18 protein-coding genes are annotated in these 20,590 nt (G+C 69.4%); 7 read left to right on the plus strand and 11 right to left on the minus strand.

Annotated features, from left to right (window positions below; all coding sequences use genetic code 11):
- Positions 1 to 27 precede the first annotated feature (27 nt).
- Positions 28 to 603: a dCTP deaminase gene (gene dcd, locus RG19_RS08915; protein ID WP_058834973.1), complete on the minus strand. Its 576-nt coding sequence runs from the start codon at positions 601 to 603 to the stop codon at positions 28 to 30.
- Positions 604 to 712: 109 nt separating this feature from the next.
- Positions 713 to 1,561: an iron-sulfur cluster carrier protein ApbC gene (gene apbC, locus RG19_RS08920; protein WP_058836512.1), complete on the minus strand. Its 849-nt coding sequence runs from the start codon at positions 1,559 to 1,561 to the stop codon at positions 713 to 715.
- A gap of 179 nt (positions 1,562 to 1,740) precedes the next feature.
- On the opposite strand from apbC, the gene RG19_RS08925 reads away from it, so the two are divergent.
- The 6 genes from RG19_RS08925 to rnfB all read left to right on the plus strand — a co-directional run bounded on the left by RG19_RS08925 (position 1,741) and on the right by rnfB (position 8,997).
- Positions 1,741 to 4,566, plus strand: coding sequence for a TonB-dependent receptor plug domain-containing protein (locus RG19_RS08925; protein WP_058834974.1), 2,826 nt, complete (start codon positions 1,741 to 1,743; stop codon positions 4,564 to 4,566).
- 178 nt (positions 4,567 to 4,744) lie between these two features.
- Positions 4,745 to 5,176 carry a DUF2147 domain-containing protein gene (locus tag RG19_RS08930; protein WP_058834975.1) on the plus strand — a complete coding sequence of 144 codons (432 nt, stop codon included), beginning with the start codon at positions 4,745 to 4,747 and terminating at the stop codon, positions 5,174 to 5,176.
- Positions 5,177 to 5,380: 204 nt separating this feature from the next.
- Positions 5,381 to 7,474 carry a methionine--tRNA ligase gene (gene metG / locus RG19_RS08935; RefSeq protein WP_058834976.1) on the plus strand — a complete coding sequence of 698 codons (2,094 nt, stop codon included), beginning with the start codon at positions 5,381 to 5,383 and terminating at the stop codon, positions 7,472 to 7,474.
- A gap of 13 nt (positions 7,475 to 7,487) precedes the next feature.
- Entirely contained in the window at positions 7,488 to 7,784 is a 297-nt protein-coding gene (locus tag RG19_RS08940; protein WP_058834977.1) for a hypothetical protein, read from the plus strand.
- A gap of 9 nt (positions 7,785 to 7,793) precedes the next feature.
- Positions 7,794 to 8,384 carry an HAD-IB family hydrolase gene (locus RG19_RS08945; protein ID WP_058834978.1) on the plus strand — a complete coding sequence of 197 codons (591 nt, stop codon included), beginning with the start codon at positions 7,794 to 7,796 and terminating at the stop codon, positions 8,382 to 8,384.
- A gap of 196 nt (positions 8,385 to 8,580) precedes the next feature.
- Complete coding sequence (gene rnfB / locus RG19_RS08950; RefSeq protein ID WP_082672572.1) at positions 8,581 to 8,997, plus strand: Rnf electron transport complex subunit RnfB; 417 nt, start codon at positions 8,581 to 8,583, stop codon at positions 8,995 to 8,997.
- Between the two features lie 120 nt (positions 8,998 to 9,117).
- On the opposite strand, the gene RG19_RS08955 is transcribed toward rnfB, so the two are convergent.
- The 6 genes from RG19_RS08955 to RG19_RS08980 all read right to left on the minus strand — a co-directional run bounded on the left by RG19_RS08955 (position 9,118) and on the right by RG19_RS08980 (position 16,722).
- Complete coding sequence (locus RG19_RS08955) at positions 9,118 to 10,116, minus strand: TraB/GumN family protein (RefSeq protein WP_058834979.1); 999 nt, start codon at positions 10,114 to 10,116, stop codon at positions 9,118 to 9,120.
- Between the two features lie 46 nt (positions 10,117 to 10,162).
- Positions 10,163 to 11,095: a DUF1684 domain-containing protein gene (locus RG19_RS08960; protein ID WP_157515213.1), complete on the minus strand. Its 933-nt coding sequence runs from the start codon at positions 11,093 to 11,095 to the stop codon at positions 10,163 to 10,165.
- A gap of 14 nt (positions 11,096 to 11,109) precedes the next feature.
- Positions 11,110 to 12,981, minus strand: coding sequence for a DNA mismatch repair endonuclease MutL (gene mutL / locus RG19_RS08965; protein WP_058834981.1), 1,872 nt, complete (start codon positions 12,979 to 12,981; stop codon positions 11,110 to 11,112).
- A 68-nt stretch (positions 12,982 to 13,049) separates the two neighbouring features.
- Complete coding sequence (locus RG19_RS08970) at positions 13,050 to 14,639, minus strand: N-acetylmuramoyl-L-alanine amidase (RefSeq protein ID WP_058834982.1); 1,590 nt, start codon at positions 14,637 to 14,639, stop codon at positions 13,050 to 13,052.
- A 107-nt stretch (positions 14,640 to 14,746) separates the two neighbouring features.
- The gene (tsaE, locus tag RG19_RS08975) at positions 14,747 to 15,217 is read right to left on the minus strand and encodes a tRNA (adenosine(37)-N6)-threonylcarbamoyltransferase complex ATPase subunit type 1 TsaE (RefSeq protein ID WP_058834983.1); all 471 of its coding nucleotides are present in this window, start codon (positions 15,215 to 15,217) and stop codon (positions 14,747 to 14,749) included.
- On the minus strand, positions 15,214 to 16,722 hold the full coding sequence (locus tag RG19_RS08980) for a bifunctional ADP-dependent NAD(P)H-hydrate dehydratase/NAD(P)H-hydrate epimerase (protein WP_058834984.1): 1,509 nt from the start codon (positions 16,720 to 16,722) through the stop codon (positions 15,214 to 15,216). Before RG19_RS08980 ends, tsaE begins: the two co-directional genes overlap by 4 nt.
- Positions 16,723 to 16,856: 134 nt before the next feature.
- Between RG19_RS08980 and queG the strand changes: the two genes are divergently transcribed.
- A complete protein-coding gene (queG, locus tag RG19_RS08985) occupies positions 16,857 to 17,948 on the plus strand; it encodes a tRNA epoxyqueuosine(34) reductase QueG (protein ID WP_082672573.1) in 1,092 nt (363 codons plus the stop codon).
- Positions 17,949 to 18,102: 154 nt separating this feature from the next.
- On the opposite strand, the gene RG19_RS08990 is transcribed toward queG, so the two are convergent.
- From RG19_RS08990 to panD, 3 genes are read right to left on the minus strand one after another with little or no spacing between them, the layout of a single operon-like run.
- Positions 18,103 to 18,615, minus strand: a complete 513-nt coding sequence (locus tag RG19_RS08990) for a GNAT family N-acetyltransferase (protein WP_058834985.1) — start codon at positions 18,613 to 18,615, stop codon at positions 18,103 to 18,105.
- Positions 18,612 to 20,159 (minus strand): glucose-6-phosphate isomerase, encoded by a 1,548-nt coding sequence (pgi, locus tag RG19_RS08995; RefSeq protein WP_058834986.1) that lies wholly within the window; start codon positions 20,157 to 20,159, stop codon positions 18,612 to 18,614. The genes RG19_RS08990 and pgi overlap by 4 nt, the downstream gene beginning before the upstream one ends.
- Entirely contained in the window at positions 20,159 to 20,539 is a 381-nt protein-coding gene (gene panD, locus RG19_RS09000; protein ID WP_058834987.1) for an aspartate 1-decarboxylase, read from the minus strand. The genes pgi and panD overlap by 1 nt, the downstream gene beginning before the upstream one ends.
- Positions 20,540 to 20,590: the final 51 nt, after the last annotated feature.

Raw genomic sequence — 20,590 nt, forward strand, 5'->3', positions numbered from 1 at the left:
TGCCTTCCGGCCCCCTGGAGCCGCGGATCAGGTCCGCGGCAGCGTGACGCCGGTCTGGCCCTGGTACTTGCCGCCCCGGTCGCGGTACGAGGTCTCGCACACGTCGTCGGCATCGGACTGGAAGAACAACATCTGCGCGACGCCTTCGTTGGCGTAGATACGTGCCGGCAACGGCGTCGTGTTGCTGAACTCCAGCGTCACATGCCCTTCCCACTCCGGTTCCAGCGGGGTGACGTTGACGATGATCCCGCAACGCGCGTAGGTGCTCTTGCCGAGGCAGACCACCAGCACATCCCGCGGGATGCGGAAGTACTCCACCGTCCGCGCCAGCGCGAACGAATTCGGCGGGATGATGCACTCGTCCGCGGTCACGTCGACGAAGCTCTTCGGATCGAAGTGCTTGGGGTCGACGATCGTCGAGTTGATGTTGGTGAACACCTTGAACTCGCGCGAGCAGCGCACGTCGTAACCGTAGCTGGAGGTGCCGTGGCTGACGATCCGCTCGCCCGCCGCATCGTGCTTGACCTGGCCGGGCTCGAACGGCTCGATCATGCCGTGCTGCTCGGCCATGCGGCGAATCCAGCGGTCGCTCTTGATGCTCATTGCGGGGGGCGTCCTCGGGCGGGGTTTGACCGCGCATTGTAGGCCCTCGCGCCTCGACCCGGCAGCCTGGCGGACCCGCCGGGCCGGCATACGGAATCCTGAAGGGCGATTACACCAGCGACGCCGAAATCGGCATCGCCGCGCGCGGGCGCGCCTCCAGCGCTTCGACCAGGCGCGAGGCGACCGTCCGGTAGGCATGGGCGGCAGCCGAATCGGGCGCCGACGCCACGATCGGCATCCCCAGGTCACCCTGCTCGCGGATGCCGCGCTCCAGCGGCAGCGACCCCAGCAGCGGCACGCCGTACTCGGCGGCCATCCGCTCGCCGCCGCCTTCTCCGAACAGATGCTCGACATGCCCGCAGTTGGAGCACACGTGCTGTGCCATGTTCTCGACCAGCCCGAGCACCGCGATCTCCACCTTCTCGAACATCCGCAACGCCTTGCGCGCATCCAGCGTGGCGACCTCCTGCGGCGTCGTCACCACCACCGCCCCGGCCACGGGGATCTTCTGCGCCAGCGTGAGCTGGATGTCGCCGGTCCCCGGCGGCAGGTCGACGAGCAAATAGTCGAGCCCCTCGTCGCCACCCCAGCGGGTGTCGTTGAGCAGTTGCTGCACCGCGGACGTCGCCATCGGACCGCGCCAGATCATCGGCGTGTCCGCCTCCACCAGCAGGCCGATCGACATCGCCTCGATGCCGTGCGTCCGCATCGGCTCGATGGTCTTGCCGTCCGGGCTGTCGGGCTTGCCGGACAGCCCGAGCATGGTCGGGATGCTCGGGCCGTACACGTCGGCATCGAGCACGCCCACCCGTGCGCCGGTGGCGGCCAGCGCCAGGGCGAGATTGACGGTGGTCGTGGACTTTCCCACCCCGCCCTTGCCGGACCCGACGGCGATCAGGTTGCGGATGCGGGGAAGCGGGGACATCTCCCGCTGGGGGGCGCGAGGGGTGACGGTCATCGAGGTCTGCAGCGGTTCGAGGCACAGAATTCTTTCATACACCCCGAACCCATCGCGATGTTTCAGCATCATTAAGGCTGTGTTAACGTCGTTCGCCCGAACGGAAAACTCTGTTCGAAGCTCGATGATCCTCAGGAATAAACCTGTTGGATCAATACCTTAGAGACAAGGGGAAATGAATGTCCGTTCATGATTCGAAACGATCCGCGCTGTATGTCGCCCTGTTCGCCGCGCTCGTCACGCCATGTTCATTCGCGCTCGCCCAGAGCAGCGACTCCGACGAGGCGCGTACACTCGACCGGGTGACGGTGACCGGCTCGCTGATCCCGCGCACCGAGATCGAGACCGCGACGCCGGTGACGGTGATCTCCGCCGAGTCGATCCAGGCGCGCGGTTTCCAGAGCGTGTCGGACGTGCTGCAGCAGTCCACCTTCGCCACCGGCGGCTTCCAGGGCGGGCAGACCTCCGCCTCATTCACCCAGGGTGCCGAAGCCGCCGGCATGTTCGGCCTCGATCCCGGTTACACCAAGTACCTGATCAACGGCCGGCCGATGAGCAACTATCCGGCGCTGTACAACGGCTCGGACGTCTTCAACAACATCAGCGGCATCCCGGTGTCGCTGGTCGAGCGCATCGAGATCCTGCCGGGCGGCCAGTCGTCGCTCTACGGCTCCGATGCCATCGCCGGCGTGGTCAACGTGATCCTGAAAAAGGACTTGGACGCGGCCGAGATGAGCGTGCGCGGCGGCTGGTTCACCGAAGGCGGCGGCAGCAGCTTCCGCTTCACCTTCGCCGACACCTTCTCCGGCGCGGACGGGCGATTCAACTCGCTGTTCGGCATCCAGCTCGACCAGCGCAATCCGATCTGGGGCTACCAGCGCGACCTGACCCGGCAGTACAACGTTGACGGCTACACGGACGCCTTCGCCAGCCGCGATTTCGTCGTGCTCGACGCACTGAACAACACCTACCTCTTCACCGATCCGAACAACTGCGCCAACACCACCGGCCAGTTCGGCGGCTCGACGTCGCTGTGGGACCGTCCGGGGTTCGGGCAGTACTGCGGCTCGTTCATCTCGCCCGGCTATCGCACTCTGCGCAACGGCAAGGAAGGCGGACAGCTGTACTCGTACTCGACCTTCGACTTCACGCCCACCACCCAGGGCTACGTGGAGATCATGGGCAACTACGAGGAGGTCGAGTACGCCACCGGCTCCAGCTACACCTGGTGGGGCACCGGGGTGAAATGGGGCGCCTACTACGACCCGAACCTCGAGCGGCTGGTCAACCTGCAGCGCAGCTTCGCGCCCGAGGACATCGGCGGCGCGGGTTACCAGGACATCATGAACACCGACCGCAACAAGGCCTACACGCTGACCATCGGCCTCAACGGCCAGATCGGCGACTGGGACTACGACGTCTACGCGAGCCGCAACGAGTACAGGCTCACCGAGCGCAACTGGGTGCGCTGGGCCGACCCGATCAACGACTACTTCGAGCGCACCGTGCTCGGGCCGCAGCTGGGCGTGGACCCGATCTACGACTTCTACCCGATCTTCTCGCCGGACTACGCCGCGTTCTACTCGCCGATGTCGCCGACGGACTTCGCCAGCTTCACCGGCTTCCTCAACACCGAGTCGCGGACGTGGGCCAACCTGGCACGCGCGCAGGCGACCAACACCGCGCTGTTCTCGCTGCCGGGCGGCGAAGCCGGCCTGGCCCTGGCGGTGGAGGCCGGCAACGAAGGCTGGGACTACAGCCCCGACGAGCGCATGCTCGCCGACCCCGACACCTTGGAATCCGCAGTGTGGGGCCAGACCTCGGTCAACGGCGCCGGGCGCCGCTCGCGCTACGCGTTGACCAGCGAGCTGCGACTGCCGCTGTTCGATCCCCTCACGGTGACGCTGTCGGGCCGCTACGATGCGTTCGACGTCGCCGGCAACACCGTCGACAGCCCGACCTACAGCATCGGCCTCGAGTACCGCCCGGTCGAATCGCTGCTGCTGCGCGGCAAGTACGGCACCGCCTTCCGCGCGCCGTCGCTGGCCGACACCTTCCAGGGCCTGAGCGGCTTCTACTCGCGCAACACCGATTTCTATCGCTGCTCGCTGGAAGGCTACGACCCGGTCGACACCGACGGTTGCACTTGGGACAGTACGCAGTTCTTCGGCCAGCAGTCGGGTAACACCGAACTCGAGGCCATCGAGGCGGACGTGTGGAGCGCCGGCGTGGTGTTCGCGCCCTCGGCCAACCTCTCGATCGCGGTGGACTACTACAACTGGGACATCACCAACGAGGTCGACCAGCTCAGCGCACGCCAGCTGCTGCTGACCGAGTACGTGTGCCGGACCGGCCAGCCGGGCAGCGTGACCACCAGCTGCGAGAACGCCCTCGAGTGGGTGCAACGCAGCGCCAACGGCGAGCTGGTGTCGGTCTACACGCCGAAGGTCAACATCGCGCAGCAGAAGCTGGAGGCGATGACGGTCTCGGCGAACTACCTGCTCGACATCGGCGCCGCCGGCAGTCTCGCCTTCGCCGCCAACTACACGAACCGGCTGTCGCACGAGATCACGCCGTCCCCGGGCGACGAGGCGATCGACCTGCTCCGCGATCCGTACTACATGTGGATCTACGACACCTACGCCAAGACCCGCACCGATGCCTCGGTGGCCTGGAGCCTGGGCGACTGGACGACGACCGTCTACGCCAACCGGCAGGGCTCCACGCCGAACTACCTGGCCTACAACTCGATGAGCTGGGACTACGAGCATCCGTCCGGCGAGCGCGCTGGCCGCTGGGGTTCGTACACCACCTACAACATCAGCGCGACCTGGCGCGCACTGGACAACCTGACGTTCTCGGCGATGGTCAACAACGCCTTCAACAAGATGCCCGACAACCAGGCGCGCAACCACCCGGGCACCACCACCACGCCCTACAACAACTACTTCTACGACGTCTTCGGCCGCGCCGTGTACCTGGAGGCCAAGTACCAGTTCAACTGACCCGGACGATCCGGTCCTCCGACGCCCCACCCCGACGGGTGGGGCGTCTGCGTTGCGGTCCCCGAAAAATGCCGGTGCCCGGCCTGAATGGCGGCGCCGGCGACGGCGCCCGATGCACGACTTCCGCCGCCGTCCGGTCCGCGCTATGTTGCGCACACAAAATGGGAGGAACCACCGAATGCGCAGCTTTCTTTTCGCTCTCTGTATCGCCCTGGCGGCACCGTCGCTCGCGCTCGCCCAGTCCGACCCCACCGGCCGCTGGAAGACCATCGACGACGAGACCGGCCAGGCGAAGTCCATCGTCGAGATCCGGCGGCTCGACAACGGCACGCTGTCGGGCACGGTGGTCGAGATCCTGCAATCCGACCGCGGGCCGAACCCCACCTGCGATCGCTGCAGCGGTGCGAACAAGGACAAGCCGATCCAGGGCATGACCATCCTGTGGGGGCTACGCTCCGACGGCGACAACAGTTGGGCCGGCGGTACCATCCTCGACCCCGCCAAGGGCAAGACCTACCGCTCGAAGGCCCAGCTGATCGACGACAACCGGTTGGGCGTCTCCGGCTGCGTGGCGTTCATCTGCCGCGAACAGGTCTGGCAGCGGGAGTGATCCCGTCGCCCACCGTGCGCCCGGACGACGGGGCGCACGGCGGGCGCGATGCGCAACCTGCGAGACCGGTCACCCCGACGGCTCGATCCACGGATCGGGCCGTCGCGCGTTTCGGCCTGAAGGTTCTGCCGGCCGCCTCGGACCGTCCAGGGCGCATGCGATAATCCGCGACCGTTCCGCCCGATCAGAAAGTCGATCCAGCCCATGACCCGCACCGCGCTCGTCACCACCGCCCTGCCCTACGCCAATGGCCCGCTGCATCTGGGCCACCTGGTCGGCTACATCCAGGCCGACATCTGGGTGCGCGCGCGGCGCATGGCCGGCGACACGACGCGGTTCGTCTGCGCCGACGACACCCACGGCACGCCGATCATGCTCGCCGCAGAGAAGGCGGGAGTGACGCCGGAGGCGTTCATCGCCGGCATCCAGGCAGGCCACGAGCGCGATTTCGCGGCGTTCGGCGTCGCCTTCGATCATTACGATTCCACCAACTCGCAGGCCAACCGGGTCCTGACCGAACGCTTCTACGCCCGCCTGGACGCCGCCGGCCATATCAGCCGGCGCTCGGTGGCGCAGTTCTACGATCCGGACAAGGGCATGTTTCTGCCCGACCGCTACGTCAAGGGGATCTGCCCCAACTGCGGCACGCCCGATCAGTACGGCGACAACTGCGAAGCTTGCGGCGCCACCTACGCGCCGACCGATCTGAAGGAGCCGCGCTCGGTGATTTCCGGCGCGACGCCGGAGCTGCGCGATTCGGAGCATTTCTTCTTCGAAGTCGGGCACTTCGACGGGTTCCTGCGCGACTGGCTGGCCGGCGATGTCGCCCTGCCCGGGGTCAAGGCCAAACTGAAGGAATGGCTGGACGCCGAGGGCGGCCTGCGCGCCTGGGACATCTCACGCGATGCGCCTTACTTCGGCTTCGAGATTCCCGGCCATCCGGGCAAGTATTTCTACGTATGGCTGGACGCGCCGATCGGCTACCTGTCCAGTTTCCAGACCCTGTGCGCACGTACGGGAGACGATTTCGAGGCCTGGCTGTCGCCGGACAGCGAGGTCGAGCTGCACCACTTCCTGGGCAAGGACATCGTCAACTTCCACGGCCTGTTCTGGCCCGCCGTACTGCATGGCGCCGGCCAGCGCGCGCCCACCCGGCTGCACGTCAACGGCTACCTGACGGTGGACGGCGCGAAGATGTCGAAGTCCCGCGGCACCTTCGTGATGGCGCGAACCTATCTCGACGTCGGCCTGGATCCCGAGGCGGTGCGTTACTACTTCGCCGCCAAGTCGTCCGGCGGTGTCGACGATCTCGACCTCAACCTCGGCGACTTCGTCGCGCGGGTGAACTCGGACATCGTCGGCAAGTTCGTCAACCTGGCCAGCCGCTGCGCGGGTTTCATCGGCAAGCGCTTCGATGGTCGTCTGGCCGATGCGCTCCCGGATCCGGAACAGTACGCACGCTTCGTCGCCGCGCTGGCGTCGGTCCGTGCCGCCTACGAGCGCAACGATCCGGCCGCCGCGATTCGCCAGACCATGGCGCTGGCCGACGACGCCAACCGCTACATCGACGAGCGCAAGCCGTGGGTGATCGCGAAGGTGTCCGTCGAAAGCGGGGACCGCGCCGACGCCGAATTGCAGGCGGTGTGCACCCAGGGCCTGAACCTGTTCCGCGTGCTCGCCGCCGCGCTGCGCCCGATCCTGCCACGTACCACCGGCCAGGCCGAGGCCTTTCTGGCCGCGCCGCTGGACGGCTGGGACGCGCTCGCCACGCCGCTGCTCGCACACACGATCCAGACCTACGTGCCCCTGTTCACCCGTATCGACCCGAAGCTGATCGACGCCATGACCGACGCATCCAAGGACACTCTCGCCCCCGCACAGCCCGCAGCCGCGGCCAAGCCTGCACCCGCATCCGCCCCGGCGGCGGTACCTGCGCCCAAGGACGTTGCCGCACAGGAGACGCCAGCGACGATCGGCATCGACGACTTCGCCAAGCTCGATCTGCGCATCGGCAAGGTCGTCGCCTGCGCATTCGTGGAAGGCTCGGACAAGCTGCTGCGCTTCGAACTGGACGCAGGCGATCTCGGCACCCGGCAGATCTTCTCCGGCATCCGTGCCAGCTACGGCGACCCCAGCGCGCTGGTCGGCCGCAACGTGGTGTTCATCGCCAACCTGGCCCCGCGCAAGATGCGCTTCGGCCTGAGCGAGGGAATGATCCTGTCGGCCGGTTTCGACGCCGGTGCGCTGGCGCTGCTGGCGGCCGACGACGGCGCCGCACCCGGCATGCCGGTACGTTGACCCGGGCCGACCGATGAGTATCTGGGGATTGATCGCCGGAGTGTTCGCGCAATGCACGCTGGCCGGCATCCAGGGGATGCTGGGCATCTTCGCCATCGCGAGTATCGTCGACCGACGTACGCTCAACGCCGTCGAGCAGGCGGTGCTTCCGCATTGCTTCTGGCTGCTGCCGGCGGTGCCGCTGGCCGTCGCCGGCCTGCTTGTGGTCGCCTGGTTCGTGCGCCCGGGCCTGCTGTCCTACTGGTGGCATGCGTTGCCGCTGCTCACGTCCGGTCTGTTCCTGGTGTACGCGATGGTGAAGATGGACTAGGCCGACCGCATGCAGATCGCCCTGTTCGACTTCGACCATACGATCACCACCTGCGACACCTACGCCCGCTTCCTGCGCCGTGTCGCGACGCCGGACCAACTGGCGCGTGCGCGCTGGGCGGTCGGGCCCTGGCTGCTGGGTTACCGCGCGGGCATGATCTCGGCGGCGGGCATCCGCGCGCGCGTGACCCGCTTCGCGTTCACCGGTCGCGACGCGTCCGAGATCGCCGCACACGGCGACGCCTACGCCCGCGACGTGCTGCCCGGCCTGCTGCGGCCGGAGGTCATGCGTCGGATCGAGTGGCACCGCGCGCGCGAGCACACACTGGTCCTGGTGTCGGGTTCGTTGGACCTCTATCTGGCGCCCTGGAGCCGGGCCCACGGCATGGAGCTGATCTGCAATCGTCTCGAGCAGGCCGACGGCCGCCTGACCGGCCGCTATGCAGGCGGAGATCGCGGACCGCACAAGGCGCGCGAGATCGCGGCGCGCTTCGACATCGCCCGTTTCGAACGCATCCACGCCTACGGCGACAGCCGCGAGGACCGCTCGATGCTGGCGCTCGCGCACGAGCGCTGGTATCGCGGGAAGCGGATCGCCTGAACCGCACCGACCGGGCGCCAGGCTCGGCTCGTCGTCCAGCCTCCCGCCGGATCCGGCATGGCCGGCGCTCGCCCGACACGTCGCCCGACAGGTCCTGCGAGGTGGTGAACCGACCGCCGCACGGCATCGATCCGTGCAGGAGGCCATAATGTCCACGATCCCGCCGCCGCGACACGGCCCTGGCCCTCCGTTTCCGATGAACGCCCCCCTGCCATCGCTCGTCGAGCGCCTCGACCGCCTCCTGCCGCAGACCCAATGCGGCCAGTGCGGCTACGACGGCTGTCGTCCGTACGCGGATGCGATGGCGCGCGGCGAGGCCGGCGTGGATCACTGCCCGCCCGGCGGGGATGCCGGCGCACGTGCCTTGGCCCGGCTGCTGCAGGTTCCGGCTCGGCCCTACGACAGGCGCCGTGGCCAGCACAAGGCGCCGCAGGTCGCGGTGATCGTCGAGGCCGACTGCATCGGCTGCACCAAATGCATCAAGGCCTGCCCGGTCGATGCCATCGTCGGCGGCGCCAAGCGGATGCACGTCGTGCTGGAGCCGCTGTGCACCGGTTGCGAGCTCTGCGTACCCGCCTGCCCGGTCGACTGCATCGCCCTGCTGGACGTGTAGATACCGCTTCAGGCGTGCGCGACATCCATCGCGGTCGCGCACGCTGGTCGACCGCTCGAGCAGCGCCGCAGGAGCGCCGCCCGGGTGACCGCCCGCCTCGGCGCCCCGCGAAGACGCCGCTTACGGCGTGGACGGCTCGACAGCGGTCACGCGCTCGACCTCGAAACCCCGCTGCTGCAGCTTGTGGACCACGCCGTCCTCGCCGAGCAGGTGCAACGCGCCGACGGCGACCAGGCTGTCGCCCGGCTGCTCGAACAGGCCTTCGATCTTCGGCAGCCAGGCGTCGTTGCGGGCGACGTTGATGCGGTGGTAGAGCGCCGGATACTCCATGCGCATGCGCACCGCCATCTCGTTCCACAGCAGGCGTTCGTCACCGGTGCGCCAGGCATCGTGCAACTTGTCCAGCTCCTGCGCGCCTGCTTCGCCAGTGGTGTCGAGCGCTTCGCGCAGGAACTGCAATTGCTCCGGCCGATGCATGCCGGCCAGGAAAGCAATCTGCTGATCGCCGGTCTCGAGGCCCTGGGTCGCCTTCCCCGCCTCGCCCGCACGCTTCGACAGGTGCGCGTCCAGGCCCAGCGACGGGTCGAGGCCATGGGCGGTCATTTCCACCAGGGTCACGGTCAGGGCGACGAACCAGGGCTCGAACATCTGCACGGCCTGGGCGTTGAGCCCCATGGGCTGCAGAGTCGCCGCATTGGCGGTCAGCCAGGCCTCCAGCGCTTGCGCGGTCTCCGGCGGCAGTTCGCTCGCCAATTGGGTGCCGTCCGTGCGCATGCCGGCCTGGGCCATGCGGAAGCCGAGCGCCGGCGATGCCAGTTCCTCCGGCGGCAGCTCGAAGACCACGCGCTGCGCGGCATCGAACGCGGCATCCACCTCGGGCGCCAACGGATAGTCGTTGGGCCGCAGCAGATGGAACGTGCCGAGCAGATAGACCGACGTGTCCCCACGCGAGGCACGCCACAGCAACGGAACCGGAGGTGCCGTCGCGGGCACGGACGCGTCGGCGGGCACCGATGCCGGTTCGACGGTGGCGGCCTGGCGCTCGGCGAGAACGCCTCCCGCAGCGAGCAACAGGCCGGCGGCCACGCAAAGCGATACGAGCGGAGTCTTCAAGGGCATGGCGCGTCCTTACGTTGGGAATTTCATGGTGAAACGGGCCGCCGTCTCAGAGAGCGACCCCAGGGTAGGCCTGTTCTCCGGCATCGATCGCGAGCCCCAGGCGATTGTCCAGCGGAGGCAAGGGACAGGTCGCGTGACGGGAATAGGCGCAGGGCGGGTTGTAGGCGCGATTGAAGTCCAGCACCAGATCGCCGTCGGGGCCGGGCGTGGGCAGATCCAGGTAGCGCCCGGCACCGTAGCTGCCATGGCCGCTGGTGCCATCGGCGAACATCAGCATCAGATGGCCATCGCCCGCGTCGACCGCTTCCAGCTCCCAGGTCCGGCCCTCGCGCTCGAAGGCCAGCCGCCCCGGATTCGCCATCATCTGAAGATGCCCCTGGATGTCGACGATCTCCAGCGCACGCGCCTCGGGATGGGCGATGAAGCGCGCGGGCAGCCGCCACGTCGGCGCGGCGGGCCAGAAGCGCAAGCCCGCGAACCGGAGACGGGCCGGTGCGTCGAGATGGCGCACGCGCAACGCACGCCGGTCGCCACGCTCGATCAGGCTCAATCGGCCACGCCCGTCGTCGAAGCCGAGCACCGTCGGTCCGGGCGTCCGATCGGAATGCATGCGCACGCGTCCACGCAACGGGTTCCCGTCGAGCGTGACCGCGACACCGGGTTCGGGCGTGAACGTCACGCCCTGCGCGTCCTGCTGGACCAGGCCGAGCCGCGGCGGACCGATGCCGAGGTCGAGCCCGACACGGTCGCCGTTGCCCAGATGATGCGCCCTGAGCTCCAGCCAGTGCAGCCCGGCCAGCGTGGTCCAGCCATCGTCGGCCAACAGGGCGCGCTCGCGCTCCAGGCGCCACACATGCTCGCCCCGCACGTACGCGGCGGCATCGAGATCGGGCGCGGCGGGCGCGGCCGCTTCGCGCTGGCAACCCGGCAGGAACGCGATCAGCGCGACCAGCCACATCAGCCCCCGCCAACTGCGCATTCCCTGCCCGTCCATCAACGCCCCCGCAGGAACCAGCGATCGATCTCCGACAATCCGAAGCGCGTCCATGTGGGACGCCCGTGATTGCACTGTCCGGAGCGCTCGGTCTCCTCCATCTGCCGCAGCAGGGCGTTCATCTCCGGCACGGTCAGGCGGCGGTTGGCGCGCACGGAGCCGTGACAGGCCATCGTCGACAGCAATTCGTCGCGGGCGCCGCGCACCCGGCGGCTCTGCCCGTGCTCGCGAAGATCCGCCAGCACGTCGCGCAACAGCGACTCCGTGTCGCCTTGCGCCAGCAGCGCCGGCACGCCGCGCAGCAACAGCGACTGCGGGCCGGCCCGGCTCACGTCGAACCCGAGTTCCGCCAGGGTCGCAGCCTCGCGCTCGGCGACATCCGCCTCGCGTTCGGCCACCGCCACCGTCTGCGGCACCAGCAACGGCTGCATCCGCAGACCTTCGCTGTCGTGCGCGGTCTTCAGGCGCTCGTAGCCGATGCGCTCGTGCGCGGCATGCATGTCGACCACGATCAGGCCGTCGGCGGCCTGGCTGAGGATGTAGATGCCGTGCAACTGGGCCAAGGCGAATCCGAGCGGCGGAATGCCGGCCTCGTCGGTGGCGGGCAGGACCGCCGGCGCGGGTCCACCGTGCCACACCGCAGCATGCGTCGTCGCCTGGGATTGCGGATCGCCCGTCCCGGCCGCGGCGTCCGTCGGGACCGGGCTGCCGTACAGCGCCGCATAACCCGCCCGCATGTCGTCCACTCGCAGGGGAAGGTGCGACTGCTGCCGCGGCGCCCCGCCCCAGCCGCCGGGCGGCGACGTCCCCTGCGACCCATCCGACGACGGCATCGGCCCGCCGCCGGCCTCCTCCACGACGGCAGCACCGAGCCCGGCACGCGTCTGCGCGAGCGCTTCGTGCAGGGTGCGATAGACGAATTCGTGGATCAGCCGGCCGTCGCGGAATCGCACCTCGTGCTTGGCCGGGTGTACGTTGACGTCGACGCGGGTCGGATCGAGTGCCAGGAACAGCACGTACGCAGGCTGACGCCCGTGATAGAGCACGTCGGCGTACGCCTGCTTCACCGCATGGGCCACGCTGCGGTCGCGCACCGCACGCCCGTTGACGTAGAGATACTGCTGGTCCGCACTGGCGCGCGAGTACGCGGGCTGCGCGATCCAGCCCGACAGCGCCAGGCCGGCGGCGGCGTGCTCGATCCGCAGCGCATGACGCGCGAACTCGGCGCCGAGGGTTTCTTCCAGGCGCCCGTCGGAAAACAGCGCCTCACCGCCCCGGTAGCGCCGCAACGGTTTGCCGTTGTGGCTCACCCGCAGCTCCACATCCGGGCGCGCCAGCGCCAGCGAGCGCAGCCATTCCTCGATATGCCCGAGTTCGGTCCGCTCCGCCCGCAGGAACTTGCGTCGCGCCGGCACGTTGAAGAACAGGTCGCGCACTTCGACCGTGGTTCCCGGCGGATGCTGCTTCGGCTCCACCGTGCCCACCCGGCCGCCATCCACGTGCAGGGCACTCGCATGGTCGGCATCGGGCGTGCGCGAGGCGAGCATGAAGCGGCTCACCGAGCCGATCGAAGGCAGCGCCTCGCCGCGGAACCCCAGCGTGGCGACGGCCTCGAGATCGTCCAGCGATGCGATCTTGCTGGTGGCGTGGCGGGAGATCGCCAGCGGCAGGTCGTCGGGCGGAATGCCGCGGCCGTCGTCGCGGATGCGGATCAGGCGGACCCCGCCTTCCTCCAGATCGATGTCGACCCGCGCCGCGCCCGCATCGAGCGCGTTCTCCACCAGCTCCTTGACCACGGAAGCCGGCCGTTCGACGACTTCGCCGGCGGCGATCTGGTTGACGAGGGTGTCGGGAAGTTGACGGATGCGCACGGGAGTCGCGATGGGAAATCAGCCGCGATGATAGCGCCTGCCACCGTGGGTGGACCCGCTACGGCGGATCAGGGCGGGCTGCCGCCCTGTCCATTGCCTGCCGCGGCGGCGGCGGCGCGCGCGGCGTACAGCGTGCCGGGCGGCGGCTGCGCCGAGAAATAGGTGTTCACGCCATCGAGCACGGCACGTGCGACGGTGGCCTGAAAACGCGGATCGATCAGCCGCTGCTCTTCTTCCGCATTCGAGATGAACGCGGTTTCGACCAGCATCGCCGGCATGTCGGAGGTCCGCAGCACGGCGAAGTTGGCGCGCTCGATATGCGGCTTGTGGTTGTTGCCGATCCGCTTCAGGCCGGCGAGCACGTGCTGACCTGCATCCTCCGACGCCTTCATCTGCCCGCTCTGGGTGAGATCGAGCAGCACCGATGCGAGGGTGTCGTCGGCCTCCTGCAGGCGCACGCCACCGATCAGGTCGGCGGCGTTTTCCTTGTCCGCCAGCCAGCGGGCACGCTGCGAGGAGGCGCCGCGCAGCGACAGCACGTAGACCGACGACCCCTGCGCATTGCGATTGGGCGCGGCGTCGGCGTGGATCGAGATGAACATGTCCGCACCGGCCCGGCGCGCCCGCTGGCTGCGCTGGTTGAGCGCGACGAACTCGTCCCGGTCGCGGGTGAGGAAGGACTGCAGGCCCGGCGTGGCGTCGACCTGACGCGCGAGCTCGCGCGCGATCGCGAGGGTGATGTCCTTCTCCCGGCGGCCGGTCGGTCCGACCGCGCCCGGATCCTGGCCGCCATGGCCGGCATCGATGGCGATGATCAATGGGCGCGTGCCGGCCGCGCTGACCTGCGGCCGCACCGTCGGCGCAGGCTCTGCAGCGGCGGCATCCGCTTGCACGGTCCGCGGCTCGGATGTGGCCGGCGCGGGCGCAGGTACCTGCGGTGCAGGCGCGGGTGCAGGTGCTGCCGGTGCCGGTACCGCCCGCGAGGCGGCGATCTCGGAAATCAGCCGCGAGGTCGCGGCGCTGGACGCGGCGAAGTCCGGCAGCGCCGCATCGCCCTGTGGCGTCGCGGCCGCGGGATTGGCGCTGGTATTGGCGGATGCCCCCGCGTTGCCGGACATGTCCGCGACGAGCCTGCGGGTGGCATCGTTGGATGCGGCAACCGCACTGGCCGACGATCGCGGCGCGGACGCGTCGGAAGATGCCGCTGCACCGCCGGTCACGGCGGCCACACGCGCTTCGGCGCCGCTCTCGCCATCGCCCGGCCATTCCAGGATCAACTTGACGCCGTCGGCGCCAGGCTCGAAACGCGGATTGAGCGCAACCACCGGCGCATGCAGATCGAACACGATACGCGTCGTGCCCGGCTCCGGCTGGCCGCTCCGGACCGCCTTCACCAGGCCGGCCGGGGTCGGCAGGCGCAGGCCGTTGCCCAGCTTGGTGCCCGGCAAATCCACCACCAGACGGTGCGGATCGGCGAGCGTCAGGACCTTGAACTCGACTTCGGCCGGAAAACCCAGCTCGGCGCGGGTCCCGGTGGCGCCCGCCGCGAGATCCACCTGACGGACCTCGCCGGCCTTCGCCGCCATGCTCCAGACGAGGCCGGCCAGAAGGGCCAGTCCCAACACGACTTCCTGGATTCGGGTTCCCCGGATACGCATGGCACGTAGTCAAGCACCAGCAAGGAATGTTTGCAATACGTTTTCCCTTAGAAATCCGTCACCTGGAGGGCCTTCCTGCTACCCCGGTTCAGGAAACCGTCACAACTTCATCCCAGGCCGGCATCGGCCAGCCATCGCCGACCGCGCGCCGAGCGGGCCTGCAGCCGCACCGACCGCCCCTGCTCCGCGATGTCCAGGTCGATGTCCAGATCGGGTGCGGGCAACGCGCCCTGCCCGCGCTGTGGCCACTCCACGAGCCACAGGACGGCCTGCGCGTCGTCGAGGCCCAGGAACTCCAGCTCGCCCGGATCGCCGATCCTGTACAGATCCAGGTGCAGGGCCTCGCCGCCTGTCGCCAGCGGATAGCGCTCGACGAGGGTGTAGGTCGGGCTGCGAACGGTTCCGGTCACGCCGAGATGGCGCAGCCAGGCCCGCGCCAGGGTGGATTTGCCGGCGCCGAGATCGCCGTGCAGATGCACCACGGCCCCCACAGGCTGACGCGCGGCCAGACGGCCCGCCAGTGCGGCGGTCGCCTCGGCATCGTCGAGCATGAGCTCGTGTCCGGCATCCAGGGTCATGGATTCGCCTCCCGGCGCAGATAGAACAGCAGGTCCGAGGGCAACAGCCCACGCGCTCCGTCGGCGACGGCGGCCAGATCGCCGGCGCAGGCATGCAGCAATGCACCCGTGGTCGCCGCCTCCAGCGCCGCATGTCCCTGCGCGCGCAGCGCGGCGATGCAGCCGGTCAGGACGTCGCCCATGCCGCCGACCGCCATGCCGGGATTGCCCGCGGCGATCACCCGCATCGACACGCCCGGCGCAGCCACCAGCGTACCCGCGCCCTTGAGCACCACCACGCAGCCGTAGCGCTGGACCAGTGCGGCGAGCGCCGCCGGACGATCGGCCTGCACCCGAGCGGCGCTGCACCCGAGCAGGCGCCCCGCTTCACCCGGATGCGGGGTCAGTACGGCGTCCGGCGGCAGGATGTCGCCACCGACGGCGAGCAGGTTCAAGGCGTCGGCATCCAGCACCAGTGGGCGCGCACATGCCAGGGCCTGGCGATACAGCGCCGAACCCCAGGGTGCTGTGCCCAGTCCAGGTCCCAGCGCCACGACATCCGCCCGTTCCAGGAGGCCGGCGAACGCCTCCTTGTCCGCCTCGCTGTCTCCGACCGCCACCGGCATCGCCTCCGGACGGCGGCTCAGCAACGGCCCGACATGCGCCTGTCGCGTGGCGACACCGACCAGCCCCGCACCACTGCGCAGGGCCGCCTCCGCGGCCAGCATGATCGCGCCGCCGTGACCGTGATCGCCGCCGACGCACAGCACGTACCCGGCGTCGCCCTTGTGGCTGTTGCGCGCACGCGGCGACAGGCGGGCACGCAGCGCGGCGGCGCGCAAGCGGATCGCGGTGGGGGACACGCCGTCCAATACCGCGTCCGCCACCTCGAGCGCATCGAGTTCGCATTCGCCCGCATGTTCGAGACCCGCCCCCGTGGCCAGCCCCAGATGCGCGGCGAGAAACTGCACGGTCACCGTGGCGCGGATCGCCTCGTCCGACACGTACCCGGTGCCGGCGTCCACGCCGCTCGGCGTGTCCAATGCGAGCACGGGGGTGCCGGCCGCGTTGACCCGTCGCATCAACGCGGCCAACGCAGCGTCGGGCGGCCGGTCGAGGCCGATACCGAGCAATGCATCGACGATCACATCGGCGACCGGCAACGCATCGTCGCCGACGACCCGCGTCTCGCCACCGGCCGCGTGATAGGCCTCCGCGGCGCGGCGGGCCGGCGCACTGCGCGGCATGTGCTCGATCAGGTGCGCCACCGTCACCACGCAGCCGGCATCGCGTGCGTGGCTCGCCAGCACGTATCCGTCGCCCCCGTTGTTGCCGGGGCCGCACAGCACCAGCACGCGCTGCGCATCCGGCCAATGCGCGCGCAACGCGGCCCAGGCGGACGCGCCGGCGCGCGCCATCAGCACGTCATCGTCGCCCGCCGCATCGATCGCCGCCGCCTCGAGCGTCCGCAGCGCGGTGTTGTCGTACAGACGGTCGACGTGGGTGTCGGGCAGGCGATCGGTCATGCCGGGATTCTATGGGCTCGGTCTGCCGGCGCGACAGCGCCAGGCCGAACCCACGCCGTTTCCCTGCAATCGCCACGTCCCCCGTCGCCCTGCATGGCGATCCGGGCCGAGGCCCGGTTTCCTATAATTTGGGCATGCCATCCTGTTTCGCCCCGCCACCCGCCACGCGGCGAGCGCCCCCGCAGCAGGCCGCGCTCGCCGACCGCATCCGCGCGCTGGCGCACGAGGCCGGCTTTCAGCGCGTTGGCTTCAGCGACATCGAGCTCGGAGCGGATGCGGAGCACCTGCGCTCGTGGCTGGCCGAAGGCCTGTACGGCACGATGGAATGGATGGCCCGCCACGGCGACCTGCGCGCACGTCCGGCGGAGCTCGTGCCCGGCACCGTACGGGTGATCTCGGTGGGGCTGGATTACGGCCCCGACGATCACGACGACAGCTGGCGCACGCTGGCCGATGGCCGGCGCGCCTATGTCGCCCGTTACGCGCTGGGCCGCGACTACCACAAACTCATGCGCCAACGCCTGCAGAAGCTGGCCGACCGCATCGCCGCGCTGGTGGGACCGTTCGGCCATCGCGTGTTCGTCGATTCCGCACCGGTGCTGGAGCGTGCGCTCGCACGCAATGCGGGGCTTGGCTGGATCGGCAAGCACACCTGTCTGATCGACCGACGCGGCGGCTCCTGGTTCTTCCTCGGCGAGATCTACGTCGATCTGCCGCTTCCGATCGACACGCCCGCCACCGCGCACTGCGGCACCTGCACGCGCTGCATCGACATCTGCCCGACCGAGGCGATCGTCGCGCCCTACCGGCTCGATGCGCGCCGCTGCATCAGCTATCTCACCATCGAGCACGACGGCGCGATCCCCGAGCCGCTGCGCGCGCCGATCGGCAACCGCATCTTCGGCTGCGACGACTGCCAACTGGTCTGCCCCTGGAACAAGTTCGCCCGTCGCACCGACGAGCCCGATTTCCGGGTCCGCAACGACCTCGATACCGCCACCCTGCCCGCCCTGTTCGCATGGACGGAAGAGGAGTTCCTGCATCGCACCGAAGGCTCGGCGATCCGTCGCAGCGGCCACCGCCGCTGGCTGCGCAACATCGCCGTCGCGCTGGGCAACGCCCCGTCCACACCGGAGGTGGTCGCCGCGCTGCGCGCGCGACGCGATTCGGGCGATGTCCTCGTCGACGAGCATGTGGACTGGGCGCTGCGCCGGCACGACGCGTGAGCCCTCTGCGCAGTGTCCGACCCCGAAACGCGGATGCGGAGGCGCGGCAGCCCTCAGTGGCCGCGCGTGCGCTCCGCGGACCGGAGCGGGAGGATGTTCATGCACGGCGAAGCAATCCGCGACGTTGCGGAAACCTGAAGAGCCCTCGCGACGATCAACCCGGCGCCAGACGCGCCATCAACACCACATCGACGTAGACGCCGTCGCGCAACGCGTAACCGCACGCCAGACCTTCGCGCGCGAACCCGTGCCGCTCGTACAGCGCAATAGCGGCCGTGTTGTCGGCATAGACCTCCAGCTCCAGCCGGCGCACGCCGTGCCAGCGTTCGGCGGTATCGATCGCCGCCTGCAACAGCTGCGTCCCGATCCCCTGCCGCCAGCGATCGCGCGCGACCGCCATGCCGATGTTGGCGACATGGCGCCGGCGCGGGTTCTGGAAGACCTCGAAGCCGGCCGCGCCGACGATATCCGGTGTCCCGGACGGATCGGCTTCGGCGACCAGTTGCACCACATGTCTCGGCGGATCCGCGAGTTGTTTCGCCCAGGCGGCCTGCGACGGGAACGGCGGCTGCAGCGTAGCGCCGTACGCCTCGGCCTGCGAGAACAGCGCATGCAGGCCGGCCGCATCGGTCGGCTCCGCATGGCGGACCCGCAGCCGGACGCTCACCCGGCCGCGCGCCGCGCGGCGATCTCGGCCAGCAGCGCCCGGGTCACCGGGTCCTCGACCCGGGCCGGCTCGCCCTTCACCGCCGGCAGCAACTCGCCGGCGATGCGCTTGCCCAGCTCCACGCCCCACTGGTCGAACGCGTTGATGCCCCACAACACCGACTGCAGGTACACGCTGTGCTCGTAGAGCGCGATCAGCGCACCGAGGCTGTGCGGGGTGAGCGCGTCGAGCAGCAGCAGGGTCGAGGGGCGGTTGCCGGGATAGCGCTTCTGCGGATCCTCGGCGGCGTGGCCGTTGGCCAACGCTTCGGTCTGGGCCAGCAGATTCGACAGCAGCGCGGCATGGTTGTCCGCGTACGGATGGGCCGGACGGACCACCCCGATGAAATCGGCCGGCACGGTCTGCGTGCCCTGGTGCAGCGCCTGGAAGAAGCTGTGCTGCGAATTGGTGCCCGGCCCGCCCCACAGTACGGGCACGGTGTCCAGACCGGCCGGCTCGCCCTGCGGCGTCACCGATTTGCCCAGGCTTTCCATCACCAACTGCTGCAGGTACGCCGGCAGCAACGCCAGGCGCTCGTCGTAGGGCAGCACCGCATGCGTGGACAGGCCCAGCGCATTTCGGTTCCAGACCACGGTCAGCGCATGCAGCAGCGGCAGGTTGGCATCGTCCGGCGCCTGCAGCGCGTGCGCATCCATCTCCGCCGCGCCGGCCAGCAGCGCGTCGAAACCGTCCAGGCCGATCGCCAACGCGATCGAGAAACCGCCCGCCGACCACAGCGAGTAGCGCCCGCCGACCCAGTCCCACATCGGCAGCACGCGCTCGGGCGCGACGCCGAAGGCTTCGGCCTTTTCCACGTTCGCACTGACCGCGTACAGACGTTCGCCGCCACCCAGCCAATCGCGCAGGATGCCGCCGTTGAGCAGTGTCTCCTGCGTACCGAAACTCTTGGAGACCAGGATCGCGGCGGTCTTCGCCGGGTCCAGCCCGCGCAGGATGTGCTGCGCATCGCTGCCGTCGACGTTGGTGAGGAAATGCACCCGGAAACGGCCGGTGTGCGCGTCCTTCAACGCGTCGGCCACCAGCCGCGGCCCGAGATCCGAGCCGCCGATGCCGACGTTGACGATGTCGGTGACCGGCGAGGCTTCGAGCGCGGCGATCAGTTCGGCCATGCGCTCGCGCGCCGCGCCGGCCTGGGCATGCGCATCGCGCGCGGTGTCGGTCGCGCCGAGCGCGGAACGCAGCGCGACGTGCAACGCCGGCCGGTGTTCGGAGGTGTTGACGATCTCGCCGTCGAACAGCGCCTGCATCGCCTGCGCCAGGCGCGCCTCGCGCGCGAGCGCATGCAGGGCGTCGAGCGCTTCGGCGTCCACCCGCTGGCGGGCGAAGTTGGCGTAGAGCCCGCCCACGCGCATCGCGAAGGCGTCGGCACGACCGGCGTCGCCGGCCACCAGGTCGGTGATCCTCGCCTCGCCCAGTCGGCGCGCGTGCGGCGCCAGGTGGTGATGGAGGCGCTGCGCGGCGTTCGACTGGGGTGCGTTGGACATCAGGCTGCCTGTGCCGGGATCGATTCGTTGGTGTGGGTCATGCGGTTCTGCCGGTCCACGTAGACCAGGCTCGGCTTGAACGTGGCCGCCTCGGCCTCGTCGCAGGCGCCGTAGGCGCAGATGATGACCAGATCGCCCGGCTCGGCCTGGTGCGCCGCGGCGCCGTTGACCGAAATGGTACCGCTGCCGGCCTCGGCGCGGATCGCATAGGTCGCGAAGCGCTTGCCGTTGTTGATGTTGTAGATCTCCACCCGCTCGTACTCGCGGATGCCGGCCAGATCGAGCAGGCGGCTGTCGATCGCGCACGAGCCTTCGTAGTGCAGCTCGGCGTGGGTCACGGTGGCGCGGTGGATCTTGGCTTTGAGAAGGGTCAGTTGCATGGCATCGGCCCGCGGTGGCGGGGAGCAGTGGCGGGAGTCGCGGCGCGTGGG

Source organism: Luteimonas abyssi (genome assembly GCF_001482195.1).
In the GTDB taxonomy this organism is placed as follows: domain Bacteria; phylum Pseudomonadota; class Gammaproteobacteria; order Xanthomonadales; family Xanthomonadaceae; genus Luteimonas; species Luteimonas abyssi.